Raw genomic sequence first — 14,550 nt, forward strand, 5'->3', positions numbered from 1 at the left:
CAAAGGTCGACCAGGAAAGATAGAGCATGTCGAGAGTTGCGCGCACGACAGCCCCTGTTTGTCCTGTGCCTTGCTGGCAGCAACAACTCGACTCAGGAGTGCAAAAGCCAGGCTAGTTTTTTCGAAGAGACCGGTTTTCTACACCTTCGGAACGCTTGAATCCTCCAGGCCGATATGAAGATGTTCACAACCAGGTGGCGTAACCGTGCTATGGCAGCACTGTTCACCTATATGCTTGCCGGTCACTCCATCGGGTTGGACTACCAGCACCTAGGGATTCTCCGTTCAAGTCAGCGCAGGCCATCCGACCTGTGCTGAAATAGCCCTCCGTTCAACTGCCCCCAACAAGCCCGCCATCCCATAAGTTAGATGAGCTTTTCCGATTTCGAGTACGCCGGTAAACGCAAGCAAACCCGTCGCGAGCGTTTCCTTGCCGAGATGGAGCAGGTGGTTCCGTGGAGCGGGTTGGTGGCGTTGATCGAACGTCACTCCCCAAACGCTGGCGGTGGCCATAAGCCGTACCCACTGGAAACCATGCTGCGCGTTCATCTGCTGCAGAACTGGTTCTCGTTGAGCGACCCGACCATGGAAGAAGGGCTGTACGAAATCACTTCGATGCGCCAGTTTGCTCGCCTGACGCTCAGCGCTCCGATCCCTGAAGACACGACGATAATGAATTTCTGACGCCTGCTGGAGAAGCACCACCTGGCGTCGGGCATTCTGAACACCATCAACAATTACCTGCAAGAAAAGGGCCTATCGTTGCGTCAGGGCACCATTGTCGACGCTACCATCATCCATGCACCCAGTTCGACCAAGAACAACGAAAGCAAGCGCGATCCGGAAATGCATCAGACAAAAAAAATGCAACCAGTATCTCTTCGGCATGAAGGCGCATATCGGTGCAGATGTCGAGTCAGGCCTGGTGCACCACTTCCACGGTACAGCAGCGAATGTGGCTGATGTAACGGAGGTCGCTCATCTGTTGCATGGCGAAGAAAATGCTATCTGTGCCGATGCGGGTTATACCAGCGTGGAGAAACGGCCGGAGTATGACGGACGACCAGTGATCTGGCAGATCGCGGCCCGTCGCAGCACTTACACGCACTTGAGCAAACGCAGCGCGCGCTACAAAGCCAGACGCAAGATCGAGAAGGTGAAAGCGCAGGCGCGAGCGAAAGTCGAACATCCATTCTGTGTGATCAAGCGCCAATTCGGCTATGTGAAAACTCGATTCCGTGGCTTAGCGAAGAACACGGCGTAACTGACCACGCTGTTTACTCTGTCGTATCTGTGGATGTCGCGCCGGAAATTATTGCCAGCCGCGGAAGGGGTTTGCCCCTGAGGGCGGATAACCAAGGTTAGGCCTTGGTTATCCAATAATCAGCGGCTGAAAATCGGGCTATTTTCTGCATCCCCCAACCGCCCATTTTCGACTGATGAGCAACTTGTTCGGAGTTTCCCTAAGCTGGATGATGACGATAGGAAAAACCTCAAGAATCTCAACGTCTGTGATCCCTACGTGAATGAGTTCTTCTTCGGTGGACGGCAGATCATCGTTGAGGGCGACACCGAGTACACGGCATTCTCGATCATCAGGGACATGCACCTGGAAGAGTACAAGGATGTCCAAATCATCCGAGCTCGCGGCAAGGAAATCATTCCTTCCCTGGCGAAAGTCCTCCTGCAGTTCTCCAAGCAGTTCACGATCCTCCACGATACCGATTCCCCACTTACGGTGGCCGGGAAAGGCAACCCAGCTTGGGGCATGAATGGAACTATTGCCTCCGTGCTGAAGCTCGACAACGCAGAACGGTGCGTCAGACTTGTTGCGTGCCGAACATGTTTCGAGACCGCGTTGTTTTGGAAGGAGTCTAAGGACGAGAAGCCATATCAAGCGTTTGTTCGAATCCAAAATGATGTTGAATCGGCTGAGAAGGTGAAGGCTTTGCTGGATTATCTGCTGTATGCCTCGAAGCCGAAGCCAGGAAACTGCCTCGAGGGGACAGCAATTGGAGAGCTGGAGGAGGTGGGTTAAATTGACTTACGCGTCGGCCACCACCAATGACTAAAGGTTTTGGAATGGATACTTTTGTCTTGACTCAATAGTGGGTTTTGTTCCAATCCATACGTCCCAGAGAGAAGGAGAGTCCTCCGGGTCGCATTGGGTTGGATGTGTGACACTTAGCCTTCGGTCAGCCTTAGAAAGGGGTTGTCGTCGTATCTAAGTTCGCTGATCGTCTGTGAGTCCTTGAGCAGGTACCCGTTCAGTTTTCCGCGCTTCCGCGGACCTTTTACCTGGCATGTCCAGATATTCTGGCCGTCTGGCCGGCGCAGGTGAAGGTCCAGTTTTTCAAAGCGTTTCTGCACACTTAGCCAGGCTTCCGAGCTTTCAATATGGCTCCCTTCCGGTTGGCGCTCCGAGGTGTAGCGCTGGAAGATTCCTGGGGTCACCAGGAAGAACGTGCCGTTCACGGTATGCACTTTCGCTTGGCTGTCATTGATGATCAGCGAGTGGTTCAGCAATCCGGTTCGCAGCCAATCCACGAACTGGTGACCGAGATCGTTGTTGTTCTCTGGAGTCAACTCCGGCTCGCTGGAAGGGGGGGCACTAGGCTCGAACTCGGGTGTTTCAAATAGCTCCAGAAGGGGCCCTAGGTAGTCGCTGTCGTCCATTTCGGAAGGGCAGGGCTTAGTGGGGTTGGGCCGGTTCGCATTGGCTGATGCAGGATCGACCGCTGTCGGTGTGGCGTTACCGGTACCGGGCGAGGTTGGTGGTCCTGCGAGGTCGGAGGGGACCTCGAAGTCAGCCTCGAGGGTGCCGGTGAAAGTGGGCGGCCGGGTTTCATCCGCCCAGATCAATGAGGGCTGCAGGCGCAGGAAGGTGAACTGTTGCTGCCAGTCCTCATCGGTTACCGCAGCGATCCAGATTGCCTTGCCGTCAGGCGTGGCGTCGACCAACCCGTGCGACTGCAGTTCATCGAATAGGGCGATGTTGGAAGAGGGGATGCCGTCCACGGACTGGGCCAGCAGGTAGGCACGCAGCTTGTCGGTGGCGGTTTTGCTGACCAGCCACAGGTGTTCATCGGTAAGCCAACCGGCGGCGCCAGGCTGATTGAGCTTGAACTCGTTTTTCACCAGGTGGCGCAGGCCGCTGAGCAGGTGGTGTTGTAGGGAGTGCGTGGGCGCCTGCAAGGCTTTGCTGGGGTTGGCGCCGATGTTCTGCGCCGTCGAGACGCGATCGGCCAGCAGGACGAGCTCGCCGAGGATGCCGGCGTGCTCGTAGTGGTTGGCCAGCAGGTACAACAGCTTGCCCCACAGCGCTGGATAGCCGCTGAGCCAATCGAGGATAGGGCGGTCCAGCACCTGGGTGTACAGCAGACCGGCAGCGGCGCCGTGCAACTGGTAATCGCGGCCCTTCAGGTAGCGAAAGCGGTAGGGCTGGTCCAGCGGGCCGTGCCACGGGTGCCAGGGCTGGCCGCCCTGGTCTTCGACCTGCAGGTCCACTGCGATCTTGCCGATGTCGTGGAGCAGGGCGCCGTAGGCAATGCCGGCGCTCCAGGCATCGGCCTGGGCTGCCTGGTCTTCCGGAGCGGCACCGCTGGGCAGCAGATGGGACTGGCGCAGCTTGAGGCTGCAGGCCACCAGTTCCAGGCCATGGTCGAGCATGCCGCCGGGGTAGGCATGGTGGTGGCTTTCGCTGGCCGGCAGCTGCTGGACATAGTCGGCGTAGCGGCGGATCGGTCTCAGGTAGAGCTGCTCGAACTGCGGCTGGGATAGCGCCGTGTATTGCCAGATGCGCTCGAGCAGCTTCTGTCGATGCTCCGCGGCGAGCAGCGCTTCGGCCGTCATCGGCGCGTAATAGCCCTCGGCAATGGGGACAGTTGAGGGCGTGGGGACTTTGGCCTTTTCATGCGTGAACCAACTCGGCATCGTCGCCACCTCGGTTGACTGCCCATAAGGTCCTTTTGCCTTTTCGGATAAGCCTCTTACCCTTGCCAGCCCTTCCTTTGCCGCCTTTACCCTTTACCCCTTTTCCCTTTGGCTCGCGTGCGGGAATGTGAAAGTGCAGGTATCGAGTACTGGGATCAAGGTGATCAGCCGAAGGTGTCGGTGCTGGTGCCTGTTCGCGAGGTGGGGGCCACGGTGCTCATTCCAGGTGCAAGAACGATCGGCACGCGGGGAAGAGCACCAGAGCGAAACGTGGGCTATTGCGTTTCGGTGATACGCGTCTGGGTCATGGAGCGGATGGCAATCTCCCGCGCACGCTGTGCCCCCATCGCCAAGGCCTTGCCGACGGAGGCGCCCGGCAAGTCGGCGTAGCTTTCTTCGGCCAGCATGCGTCCATCGCCTTCATAGACACTTAAGAACATTTGCGTCGCGCCGCTGCGCGCAATCCTGGCCCTGACATCAATCTCAGTACCGTCGTCCAGGGTCTCCGCGTGGACCACGGCGTAGATCCTGTGATCCTCCCACGCGGTGAAGCATGAGCCTCGTTGACGCATGACACCCTTCTCCTCTCCAGCGCCTGTGTGACCGGGTGGACACCATGGCGTGCACCTAGGATAGGAGCAGATGATCGAAATGGGGGAGATGAGGGTGGCAATAAAGTGTGTGACGGTATGTCTGAATTAACTACGCCATCGAGGCTGCCCGTGCTGTATTGTTCGATGCACACTGTCCCAGTTTCGTCCTGGACTGACTTGATCTACGCTTGCCAAGTCGATTAGGCTATTTTCCATCCCTTTTACAAGTTATTGCGCCCATCCGTGGCGTGCGGCCTGTGCTGTTGAAACACCCTTGAGTATTTGAAGATGCATGATTCGCTGACAGAACAACAAATGCGTGAAGCATTATTCGGCCCTTCTGCTGCAGCTGCGCCTGCGGAGACTGTGGACTCGACAGAGCTCCGGTTCGTGCCGACCAAGCGTGCGGCGGCTAAACCCATCGCGAAGAAGGCGAAGCCTACGTCATTGTTCCCGAAACTGCGGGTCACGATGCAGGTGACCAAGACCTTCGAGGGGGAAGTTGAAACCCTGGTCCATGAAGCACGGACATTGAGCTCGCTGCTGGCGGAGCAAGAGGCGCGGGACTTGGCCAAGAAAAAGAAATTCAAGTACATCGACATCGTCTCAATCGAGCAGGTTTAGCCAGCGCTGGAATGCATTGCTGATCTCAGTCTAGTGGTTGTCCACGAAATCTCGGCTATCGGTTGTTCTAGTTGCGTATCCTGGGTGAAATACTTCTGAACCTTTCGGGTATTATTTTTCCTAAACTACTTCAGACAATCATCCTCACTCTTGCAAAAGGATTTCCCATGTCAAAACTTGCAGAATTCAAAGCCCTGGAGGCGCGACTCGCCGCGCAAATTCAGCAGTTGGATGCCTTGAAAAATGATGCCGAGCTGAAACGGGAGATCGAGTTCGAGAGCAAGCTCAAGGCGTTGCTGGAAGAGTACGGGGTAAGCCTGAAGCACATCATCGCTATCCTTGACCCCGTCAACGCTGGCGGGCGCTCGGCCGCTAAGTTCTCCGCCACGCCGCAGCGCAAGCTACGTGAGCTCAAGCGCTACAAGCACCCGCACAGTGGGGAAGTGGTGGAAACCAAGGGTGGCAACCACAAGATCCTCAAACAGTGGAAGCAGGAGCATGGGGCGGACACGGTGGAAAGCTGGCTGCAGTAGTCTAAGACGGTGTTAGACATCGACCGAGCGCCTCTCCGGCCTTCTTGTTTTACCACCGCAGATGCAGCACTCGGCAGGCGCAAACGGAGCCAGCTTGCAAGACAGTCGGGCGCCCTTCGGGCGGCTGTTGATGGGAACCAGGCGACATGCACACCGTCCGTTGACGTTGGCCCAAATTGTCAGTCGCCAGCCGGCGCCGATTGATCGAAGACTGACAGCAAGAGCTTTTCCAGGTCCAGCCACGGATGCTGGCTGCCTTCTGACTGAGCGCTGCATCGCGCGGCATGGGGAAACAGGCTATAGGCCTGCTGCGATGGCTGAGTGTTGCCGCACTGGCAACATTGAATCGTTGTCTCAGAGAGCCGCCAAGCGGCGTTCCAATGCTGCAATCTGCGCTGCCGATCTGGCATATCGCTACCGCCTTTAAGTGATGCACAAGCTTCCACGCTTTAGTGGCCAATAGCTAGCTGGTCTCCCTCCGCTTATCGGGCTGTAGCCGCTTGATCAAGAACAAATTCCTCGCATCGCAGCAGTTTATTTAGGTCAATTGACTAAGGATCCAACAAGGCAGGATTGGTCGAGGTTTTCAACGGGCAGATACAGATGACCAAGGGGACGGACGCCGGGTGATCCAACGATTGGGGCACGATCTCAGCGACCGGCCCTGAGACCTGCTGGCCAACTTTTAGCCGCAGCTCAATCGCAACCTTGAGCACATGGAATCTGGAGCGAGGCGATAGGGCCGGAGCAGGCCAGCCCCACGCTTGAGCTTGAGTGCCATCTGCTAGGCTGGGTATCTGCGCAGCAAGCGCGTAGGACGCTGGTAATTCATCGGCGTCTACTGGAGTAATCCGTGTTATCAACCCTCGAATTACGTCACGTTATCGAAACAGCTTTCCTGCCCGGCGAATGTGAATGCGAGATATCAGACGATGGGATCGTCTCTATCACATTACTCAACAACGCGGATCATCAGTCCGACTATTTCATTTCGGGCATTCACGTATCGGAACTGGCAACCAGCCGGTCTATTGCATCCCTGGTCATGGTACTTAAAGAAGAGGCGCGCCTTTCCAGAATTCTCGCTGAGTATCGCCGCAAGCGAGCCCCGTGAGGCAAAAAAAAGCCCGCGATGGGGGGGCGGGCGGGGATTTCAACGAATCACAAAGGAGTGCTTGTACCCTACGGTAGAGGGTGTGAAAACTTCGTGATGGAAACCATTAGCGCTCGCTGGTGCTGACTTTCACGGCATCTGGTGGCAGGTCCGCAAGCGTCGGTAGGGCTGGAGGCTGAGCATTCCACGTTGGCGCAGCCTGATAAACGAATGGAGTGGGCTGTGGCTCAAAATACCGGTGAAGGTACTCAAGCTCCTGCGCTACCAGGTGGCCGACACAGGCTACCCCGACAAACGCCATGAAAAGGCCCGCGCAGTCAACAATGCGTTTTGGCACAAGTCGCATGATGTTTCCTCGACCACTGGAGAAATGGATGGTAATTCGTGGCTGAGGAAACGCAAAGCTCATCCGGCGGCAATGAGACGGCTGCGCGCTCTGCGGTCAAGCTTAACCCCAGTTCTACATCCATACCCGATAAAGCAAAGGCCCCAGTGGGGCCTTTGGTGGTAGGGCTCGCTTACGCGGTCAGTCGCTCACAGGTTGCGGCCGGTTCAGCTGACTGCAGTGCCAACAGATACTCCGAGGCCTCACGGGCCAAGCCGCTGGCACGGAAGATGGCGCGCTTGTCCTCCCGAAGAATGCTTAACCACGAGGCCAGGTACTCTTCATGACGCAGCTCTCCCTGAATGCCGGTGAGGGCGCACAAAAACGCTGCGCCCATCTCCGCCACCAGTTCTTCGAACGCATATTCCGCAGAACCGAAGCGGTGTCCGCCGGTGATGCCGTCGCGCTTGAGGCGCGATTGATGGCCGGACCAATGCGTCAGCTCGTGCAGGGCCGTGGCGTAGTAGCTGCCGACGTCCTCGAACTGGGCCTTGGTGGGCAGCTGTATCAGGTCGCGCAGGGGATGGTAGAAAGCATCATCTCCAAAGCGATGCTCGATGCGCGCACCTGATAGCTCCAAGACTCGCTCGGCTGGCCCATGGTCGATGAAGGGGGCGGCGGGTTCTGCCTCACCTGTATCCTCAGGCTCGCTGGCCAGGCCCTCGGTCTGCTCGATGTTGAACAAGCAATGGGTACGCAGCAGTGCGAACTGCACCATCTTGATGTTGCCCTGTTCATCCCGAACAACCTCGCCATGCTCGTCCTGGGCTTCCTTGCTCATCGGTTTGTACAGCACCGCCAGGGTCGATTGCTCGCCTCTGCGGATATGCCCGCCCGCCTTGCGTGCCTGGTTGAAGGTCAGCCATCGGTCCTGACGATAGCCGCGCAAGCGCGCCTCCGCCCAGAGCAGGGGGATGTTGATGCCGGCGTACGCTCGTCGGGTGATGGCGTTGGTGGGGAAGGGTGAGTCCACACCTGCGCCAGGGGTTGACCAGGGCTTGATCCAGGGAACTACCCCTTGATCGAGAGCGGTAATGATTTTGTTGGTGACGTCGAGGTAGATGTCGGACATGACGTTCTCCTGAGGTGGGAGGGAACGCCGCCCGACCGGGAGGGGTTCCCGGTGGGGTGAAAGGAGTGTTGCAAGGTGGTGTTGGCCGGCTGCTTTCAGGGGCCGACTGTTGCCTCGCTGGGTAGGTGAATCAACAGAAACGCAGGTTCTCCGGGAGGGTCCATCTTGTTGACCTGCACATGCTGCAACGAGCCCACTGGGAGGTCGGCGTCGAGCTCCAGGTCGACTGCAACGCCGTTAAAGCCGGCACTGGCCAGCGATAGGGTGGAACGCAGCAGGAATGAAAGACGCTGGCTCGAAAGCCCAGATAGAGGACTTCCACCGTTGGCTTCCATAACGTATTGCCATACGCCGGGACTCAGTACGATGGCAGTAGACAGGGGGCTGGGGTTAAGCATTGCTACCTCCCAAATCTCGGCTGAGCACGGCACCGGGCATATAAACAGGTGGCTGCTCGTCGCAGGTTTGATGTGAAAAGCATTGCTGATGACTGTGGTTTAAACCCAGCTGGGCGAGGCGTCAATCCAGGCTCGCGCAGCTCAATGGCATGCGGCATCCAGTGAATTCCAGGGAAGACAGTGCAGCCTAGAAACCAGATGAGCGGCTGATGTTGCCTCGGTCGTTGCTGCCGGCGCCCCTCGTAATGAGGGGCTACCGGCACAGGTAGTGATGGATTGGCTCACAGCTTTCCAGGAACGGTAACTTCGGCTGCCAGGCACAGGTGTGTAGGAGTGGCTTCAAGCAGCAAAGAACCCGAGGTACCGCGAAGCGCGGCCAGCACGGGATCGTCGACGTTGAAGTATTCGACAAAGTCGTCACCACCAAACTCATCCCGAGCGCGGTGCCACCATGACTCGAAGTCGTCAATTTCAGGATTGCAGCCGGTTGCGTAAGCAATCCGCTTGCGCCCACCTTCTGGTTTGGACTCGCCGATCTCGGACATCAGGTAAACGCCTTGATCCTTGACCAGGATGACTCGGCAGCCGTTGATGCCGGCCTCAGCCAGCACTGCTTGCAGTTCGGTTCCCGTGAATCGAAGCATGATAAGTTCCTCGAGCAATAGCACTGAGGAATGCCGCCCGGCTGGGAGGAATTCCCAGCAGTGGAGCGGTTGGTATGAAGGCCGAGGTAAGCAGGGCCTGTCGGGAGAGCGTTCATCTCCGCGGGGGCGGCGATCGAGTGAGCTGCCGAACGCGAATCACACTTGGGAGAACCATCGTTGAAGCGACGTAGCCTTCAAGGTTCTGGCTACCTGGGTGCTGTGGAACCAGCGGTTGCAAATCCGGTTTATCAAATCGATCGGAATAGCGTCAATGGGTATTGAGGTCTTGCGTGAATTGCCCGGTTCACGAAACTCCACTGGGGTCTTCTCTAAGAAATGAAGTGATGAACGGTTGGGATTTTTTGAGGAGCAAGAGTAAACTGAAGTCTGGATCCAATCGCTTGGGTATTTTAACTTTCAGTTACAAGAGATGCCCTGAGGATTACACATGACATTTCATAGGACTTCTAGGTTGAATCAGGCACCAAGCCGTCAGCATATGGTGAATGCCGCAATTCATGCCGGCCGCTGGGTCAAATGCTTTGAGGTTGCCGCTGTAAGCTCCCCTAGGCTAGCTGCTATTCCATTGACGTACCGCCAAATCGGGTTTCAGGCGGTCAAAGTATTCGTCTCATGTGTTATCGCATTGTATGTTGTATTTTTGACGCTGGTGACGATTGCTGTCTGGGTAATGGCTGTTCTGCCTATGCCTCGTCCAGATGACGAACCCGATATTTTTCAAGTAAGTCATCCTCAGCACCGAGTGAAACACCCAGAGATGTACGATGAAAATGGGGATCTTCTTTAATAGGTTTACTTTAATTTTCTAGCGGCACCGAGTATCTCGGAAGATCCTTTACCGGCTTGGAGTTTGGAGGATTCTGAACCTTGGTTAAGAAGGCTCTGGACGCCGGCCCCTATGCTATACCCTGCCCAGCTCATCGTGCCAAGGAACAGAGTGGGTAACACCACGAACATCGCTCCCATCACGTATTCAATAACTTGCGCTGTGACAGTCCCATCCATGAAACCGGAGGTGGGCAGCGACAACAGCGTTTGGTCAGTCGCCGACACCTGGTTATACAAGGCGTCCAACATGCTCGAGTCCACCCACCGGGCCAGCTCCCACCAGAAGCTCAGCATGTGCAGAGTGAATAGCGCGAACGTAGCTGTCATCAACGCCTTCAACTGGTAGGTGCTGATCAGCAGTACCAGTGGCAGGCTGATGACGGCACCCAGGATCAGGAACGCCTGCACCATCGGCAGTGCTGCCCGCAGCGCATTCATCGCCGGGAAATTGCTGAATGAGCCAAGCGCCAGCCCGGTGTTGGTGGCCAGGTTGTTCAACCCCTGCGTGATCGAACCGCCTCGGGCGCTGCTGCCATAGTCCTGGAACACCTGGCCGGGGGACATGCTGATGGACTGCTGCCGCGGGCTCACCAGCTCGCGTAGCGTGGCACCTTCGACCTCGGTGTTGGTACGGCCCGTCAACCAGCCCTCCAGGCGCGAGATCAGCGAGGGATCTACCTCGGCCAGCAGGCGCGCGCGCAGGCCAACATCGGCATCGCTCCACCATTGCTTGCAGTTGGGATAGCCCGCGCCGTTGGCCAACTGAGGTAACGACGTGTCGCGAGCCTCGTCGTAGGGCCATGCGACCCTCGGTGTCCGCGAGCGGTCGATATCGTAATAACCCGCGGTATTGAGGAAGTAGCTCGAGCCAATCCAGGAGGCGTCGTAGCTTTGCGCCTTGTCGAGCTCTGGCCGGTTGGTAAACAGCCGCGACCGTGAGTAGCCATAGCAGTCTCGAGTGAAATCCGCGACCTCCTGCAGCAGCACCTGGTTGCTGATGCGGGAGCTGTCGATCTCCATGCGCATTTCACGGATATCGGGCGCGCAGGGGATGGCGGCCGTGGCCGCCGCAGTGACGCCCTTGCTTAACGCATGCACGAGAAACCACCACACCGGTACGTTCGCCGACTTGTCGCCGATCGTGTTAAACGTTGTGCCCCAGGACGTATCAGCCGGCTTGGCCAGTGAGACGCCGCAGCGCTGGCTGGCCGCGTCATCGAAGGTAATCGACGACAGGTTCAGCGGGAAAAAAGGGATGCAGGCGAACAGGATTACCACGTAGGCCATCCATAAACGATTTTCGACGCGGGGGATCGACAGTAGTCCTTTGTTGCCCTCATCAGCGCCTTGTTGCCTTGCTGACAGCCACTCCTGGAGGATGATGGCCCCGAAGGGCACGGCGAACAGCCCCGTGTCGACCAGGGTGTTCCAGATGCCGTTGTTGATGATCCAGGCCAGTAACGACAGGTAAAACTCCAGGTAGCTGTTGGTGCTCAGGGTCATGGTTCACCTCACAGGCGTGTCAGTTCAGCCAACGCAATGGCACTGAAGCCGATCAGCGCCAGGCACTTCAGTCGGCGCCGGCCTTCCATAGAGCGCTGAGCCCGGAATGCACGCCACCATCCGGCGCTGATCAGGCTGTAGAGCAGGCCGCGCCAACACTCGAGGTAGCCGCTTAGGGCGCGCGGGATCGTTGGCCATTCAGGCCACACGTTCAGGGAGTGAACGGCCAACCAGGAGATCGACAGCAGGGCCACGCATGCGCCACTACCGAGCAGCACGCCTATCAGACCTGCTTTGAGGGTGGCCATCGTCATGGCGTGTTCCTGCCTTGATCGGCGCGCTGGAGCCTGCCAGGTTCCGGGTCGCGCTGATCGATGATGCGCGAGGCGTCTGCACCGCCGGCGTGGCGGTCCAGCACCAGGCTGGCGGTATTGGTGGCCAGGGACTGCCGCACCTGCAGTTCGGTCTGCAGCAGGCGAATTTCGCGGTCCAGGGTTTCGACGTTGTTGTTCAGCGCGTTGGTTGCGGGCTGCGCCGATGCCACGTTGGGCTCATGACTGCCTGCCAGTAGGGTGCGCTGCAGCAACATGGCCTTGTAGATGACGCTCGACAGCGCGGTTTCGCTGGCCAGACGCCGGGCGAGCAAGTCCTGGTCGGGGTCATCGCGCAAGCCTTCGATCACGCCGCGCGACACCGGTAGCAGCGGGCTGGATACCTTGCTCAGATTCTCGGGCGTGGGTTGATCTGTGCCCGCTACCAGCCGCTGCAGGCCGGTCAACTGCTCGGTGTAGGCTTCCTGGATCAGAGGCGAAAGACCGGTACCTGCCGTCGCCCGCAGGCTCTCACAGTCGTCACAGGTCTCCACCTCGGTCTCGCCCAGCACCCGGGTCGCCCAGTCGGAGGCTTCACCCGGGCTGGACCAGGCTTGGCAAATAGCGCCGTTCTGGCAGGTAGCGCCCATAGTGGAACTGTCGTCCAGCGAGCGGTTGTGCAGCAGGTTGTAGCCCGCCTTGACGACGTCGGCGGTCACCCGGATGGGCGCTTGGGCTCGTCCACCGGCTTTCTGCCCCCCGACCCAGCTGACGCCGTTGTTGCCGTTGTTGGTCTCGGTGTTTTTCACCGCGGTTACCGCGTCGCCGCCGGACTGCTCAAGGTTGGCCTGCATCTCCTGGTTCTTCGCCATGTCGCCCCAGCCGGCTTGATCGACCTTGTCGGCCATCTTGGCGGCCATGGCCTGGCAGGTGAGCTTGGAGCGGTCGAAATCGAGCCGCCCCTGCAGCACTCCGTTGCTGAGCAATTCGTAGAGGCCGGGGTTGGCACGCTGGATGATCATCGCCGGCAGGGACATCACCGCCTGCGTGGCATTCTGGATGACGTTGCCCATGATCTGCTGGAAGCCCTGGGTGGCGCCGTTCAACTGGTTCTGCAGCGTGTTGGCGAGGTTCATGTTTCCGCACATCATGTTGGCGCGCCATGACAGCCCCACGCCCAGGCCACTGGGGCGGTACAAGGAGGAGGGGGCTCCTGCGGCCGAGCCACCACCGATGGTGTACATCACCCGGTCATCCAGTACCTGCCCTTGATCCCCAAGGTGGTAGTCACTATCCGCCGCAGCGCTGGAAGCGCACGCCAGCGCACCCATCAGGCCGAGCAGCATGGCGATTGGGTAGTGCCATTTGCGTGCACTCATCAGTGGCCTCCGTCGAAGTCGATGCTGAACAGGAAGGTCTGGCCCATGCGCTGGCAACAGCGGTAGGGCCTCCATAGCGACCAGGCATAGGCACCGTCGTCGCTTTGAATCGCTGGGCTTGGAAACACCGCACATGTGGTCTGCAGTTGTGGGTAAAGCAGCTGCCATCGATGGTTGCTGATGTCGTTTTCCATCACCGGCAACGGCGGCCAGTAGCCGTCATAGGGTGTGGGCTGAAGTGGCAGATAGACGTGAGGTTGGCCCACACGGGTGATGAAGTCGCTGGCGCGTTGGGCCATGACGGCGGCGGCTTTGAAGTCATCTGGCTGGACCAGGAAGCCTTGGCGGGGATAGACGTTGCCCCACATCTCGCCGACCGTTTGGCTGCCGATTTCGCGAACGCCGGGCACCAGCGCCTGGGGGTAGGCCGATTCTGGAATGCCGTGGCGCCAGCCGAGTGGGTCAAGGGTGCTGAGGAAATAGGGGGTGAGCGGGATTGCGCCGGTCGGGCAACTGTAGCCAAAGCGCTGGGCCAAGGCCGTCAGTGCCAGCCCGCCGGGATGGCCGATGGCGTCGACATTCTTGAAGCGAGGTAGGTTGTCGCGTCGCGGGGAGGGGGTAATGAGGTTACCCCCTCCCTCCGAACTGGGAACAGGCATCGACAGGGGCGACATTTCCAGCCAAGAGTTGGCTCCGGTGTTGGCGTAGCTCGATACCACCAGTTCGGGAATGAAGTGGCGGACTTTGGGTGAGGTACGGACCGTGCAGCCGAAGGGGGTGCACAACAACCAGTAGCAGATCCCGACGACCCGGTACTCCAGGCACTGCAGTGAGTTGATCGAGGCAACGATGGCCGGCGTCGTCAACGCGTAGCACGGTGTGGAAACGATGATGGAGGCGAGGGCAATTAGCTGCCGACGTAGTCTGCAACCGAGTCGCTGGCTGAAGGCTATCGGCCTTGAAGGCCTGGGGATGCATTTGAAGATACTTAGGTTCATGAAAAGCGCTCAGCAGCTCAACCGTTTTGCATCCATTGCGCCGACCTTCAGCATCGTGGATTGCAACGCCGTAAGCGCCTTGCAAATTGAGGTGCGGGTGATCGTATTTGCGGGTTGGCTGCAGGCAGTGGTGGTGGGCGAGTCGAAGAGCTGCTGAAAATCATGAAAGAGTACAAGTGTACTCCTCGTCATTAATAGCGACCTGTGAGCGAGG

The 14,550-nt window shown here is 58.4% G+C and carries 15 protein-coding genes and 1 pseudogene; 7 read left to right on the top strand and 9 right to left on the bottom strand.

Features of this window, described 5'->3' with window-relative positions:
• Positions 1-369 precede the first annotated feature (369 nt).
• Positions 370-1,345 (top strand): annotated as a pseudogene (locus RAM80_RS31715) (IS5 family transposase).
• Between the two features lie 177 nt (positions 1,346-1,522).
• A complete protein-coding gene (locus tag RAM80_RS31720) occupies positions 1,523-2,038 on the top strand; it encodes an ATP-dependent endonuclease (protein ID WP_416427659.1) in 516 nt (171 codons plus the stop codon).
• A 146-nt stretch (positions 2,039-2,184) separates the two neighbouring features.
• Here RAM80_RS31720 and mobH read toward each other — a convergent pair whose 3' ends face one another.
• Together mobH and RAM80_RS31730 are read right to left on the bottom strand one after the other, a co-directional pair.
• Complete coding sequence (gene mobH, locus RAM80_RS31725) at positions 2,185-3,933, bottom strand: MobH family relaxase (protein WP_416427660.1); 1,749 nt, start codon at positions 3,931-3,933, stop codon at positions 2,185-2,187.
• 275 nt (positions 3,934-4,208) lie between these two features.
• Entirely contained in the window at positions 4,209-4,505 is a 297-nt protein-coding gene (locus tag RAM80_RS31730; protein ID WP_416427661.1) for a hypothetical protein, read from the bottom strand.
• A 309-nt stretch (positions 4,506-4,814) separates the two neighbouring features.
• On the opposite strand from RAM80_RS31730, the gene RAM80_RS31735 reads away from it, so the two are divergent.
• The 3 genes from RAM80_RS31735 (at position 4,815) to RAM80_RS31745 (ending at position 6,797) form a co-directional block, all read left to right on the top strand.
• Entirely contained in the window at positions 4,815-5,150 is a 336-nt protein-coding gene (locus tag RAM80_RS31735) for a hypothetical protein (protein ID WP_416427662.1), read from the top strand.
• Between the two features lie 167 nt (positions 5,151-5,317).
• A complete protein-coding gene (locus tag RAM80_RS31740; protein ID WP_416427663.1) occupies positions 5,318-5,683 on the top strand; it encodes a histone-like nucleoid-structuring protein, MvaT/MvaU family in 366 nt (121 codons plus the stop codon).
• A gap of 853 nt (positions 5,684-6,536) precedes the next feature.
• Positions 6,537-6,797 carry a DUF1652 domain-containing protein gene (locus tag RAM80_RS31745; protein ID WP_416427664.1) on the top strand — a complete coding sequence of 87 codons (261 nt, stop codon included), beginning with the start codon at positions 6,537-6,539 and terminating at the stop codon, positions 6,795-6,797.
• A 518-nt stretch (positions 6,798-7,315) separates the two neighbouring features.
• Here the strand turns inward: RAM80_RS31745 and RAM80_RS31750 are convergent.
• The 3 genes from RAM80_RS31750 to RAM80_RS31760 all read right to left on the bottom strand — a co-directional run bounded on the left by RAM80_RS31750 (position 7,316) and on the right by RAM80_RS31760 (position 9,296).
• Complete coding sequence (locus RAM80_RS31750) at positions 7,316-8,254, bottom strand: ArdC family protein (protein WP_416427665.1); 939 nt, start codon at positions 8,252-8,254, stop codon at positions 7,316-7,318.
• Between the two features lie 95 nt (positions 8,255-8,349).
• Complete coding sequence (locus RAM80_RS31755; RefSeq protein ID WP_416427666.1) at positions 8,350-8,652, bottom strand: hypothetical protein; 303 nt, start codon at positions 8,650-8,652, stop codon at positions 8,350-8,352.
• Between the two features lie 281 nt (positions 8,653-8,933).
• A complete protein-coding gene (locus tag RAM80_RS31760) occupies positions 8,934-9,296 on the bottom strand; it encodes a DUF3085 domain-containing protein (RefSeq protein ID WP_268150635.1) in 363 nt (120 codons plus the stop codon).
• Between the two features lie 472 nt (positions 9,297-9,768).
• Between RAM80_RS31760 and RAM80_RS31765 the strand changes: the two genes are divergently transcribed.
• On the top strand, positions 9,769-10,104 hold the full coding sequence (locus RAM80_RS31765) for a hypothetical protein (RefSeq protein ID WP_416427668.1): 336 nt from the start codon (positions 9,769-9,771) through the stop codon (positions 10,102-10,104).
• 5 nt (positions 10,105-10,109) lie between these two features.
• Here the strand turns inward: RAM80_RS31765 and RAM80_RS31770 are convergent, their stop codons facing one another.
• From RAM80_RS31770 to RAM80_RS31785, 4 genes are read right to left on the bottom strand one after another with little or no spacing between them, the layout of a single operon-like run.
• Positions 10,110-11,648: a conjugal transfer protein TraG N-terminal domain-containing protein gene (locus tag RAM80_RS31770; RefSeq protein WP_416427669.1), complete on the bottom strand. Its 1,539-nt coding sequence runs from the start codon at positions 11,646-11,648 to the stop codon at positions 10,110-10,112.
• A gap of 8 nt (positions 11,649-11,656) precedes the next feature.
• Complete coding sequence (locus RAM80_RS31775) at positions 11,657-11,962, bottom strand: hypothetical protein (protein WP_416427670.1); 306 nt, start codon at positions 11,960-11,962, stop codon at positions 11,657-11,659.
• Complete coding sequence (locus RAM80_RS31780; RefSeq protein WP_416427813.1) at positions 11,959-13,305, bottom strand: integrating conjugative element protein; 1,347 nt, start codon at positions 13,303-13,305, stop codon at positions 11,959-11,961. The genes RAM80_RS31775 and RAM80_RS31780 overlap by 4 nt, the downstream gene beginning before the upstream one ends.
• 32 nt (positions 13,306-13,337) lie before the next feature.
• Complete coding sequence (locus tag RAM80_RS31785; protein WP_416427672.1) at positions 13,338-14,336, bottom strand: TIGR03756 family integrating conjugative element protein; 999 nt, start codon at positions 14,334-14,336, stop codon at positions 13,338-13,340.
• Here RAM80_RS31785 and RAM80_RS31790 point away from each other — a divergent pair.
• Complete coding sequence (locus RAM80_RS31790) at positions 14,335-14,493, top strand: hypothetical protein (RefSeq protein WP_416427673.1); 159 nt, start codon at positions 14,335-14,337, stop codon at positions 14,491-14,493. The genes RAM80_RS31785 and RAM80_RS31790 overlap by 2 nt on opposite strands.
• Positions 14,494-14,550: the final 57 nt, after the last annotated feature.

Source organism: Pseudomonas sp. App30, assembly GCF_047947025.1.
GTDB lineage: Bacteria > Pseudomonadota > Gammaproteobacteria > Pseudomonadales > Pseudomonadaceae > Aquipseudomonas.

Coding starts and splice junctions, on each gene's coding strand:
- mobH (WP_416427660.1), bottom strand. CDS start 3,933: ATGCCGAGTTGGTTCACGCATGAAAAGGCCAAAGTCCCCACGCCCTCA.
- RAM80_RS31730 (WP_416427661.1), bottom strand. CDS start 4,505: ATGCGTCAACGAGGCTCATGCTTCACCGCGTGGGAGGATCACAGGATC.
- RAM80_RS31735 (WP_416427662.1), top strand. CDS start 4,815: ATGCATGATTCGCTGACAGAACAACAAATGCGTGAAGCATTATTCGGC.
- RAM80_RS31740 (WP_416427663.1), top strand. CDS start 5,318: ATGTCAAAACTTGCAGAATTCAAAGCCCTGGAGGCGCGACTCGCCGCG.
- RAM80_RS31750 (WP_416427665.1), bottom strand. CDS start 8,254: ATGTCCGACATCTACCTCGACGTCACCAACAAAATCATTACCGCTCTC.
- RAM80_RS31755 (WP_416427666.1), bottom strand. CDS start 8,652: ATGCTTAACCCCAGCCCCCTGTCTACTGCCATCGTACTGAGTCCCGGC.
- RAM80_RS31760 (WP_268150635.1), bottom strand. CDS start 9,296: ATGCTTCGATTCACGGGAACCGAACTGCAAGCAGTGCTGGCTGAGGCC.
- RAM80_RS31770 (WP_416427669.1), bottom strand. CDS start 11,648: ATGACCCTGAGCACCAACAGCTACCTGGAGTTTTACCTGTCGTTACTG.
- RAM80_RS31775 (WP_416427670.1), bottom strand. CDS start 11,962: ATGACGATGGCCACCCTCAAAGCAGGTCTGATAGGCGTGCTGCTCGGT.
- RAM80_RS31780 (WP_416427813.1), bottom strand. CDS start 13,305: ATGCTGCTCGGCCTGATGGGTGCGCTGGCGTGCGCTTCCAGCGCTGCG.
- RAM80_RS31790 (WP_416427673.1), top strand. CDS start 14,335: ATGAAAAGCGCTCAGCAGCTCAACCGTTTTGCATCCATTGCGCCGACC.
- RAM80_RS31785 (WP_416427672.1), bottom strand. CDS start 14,336: ATGAACCTAAGTATCTTCAAATGCATCCCCAGGCCTTCAAGGCCGATA.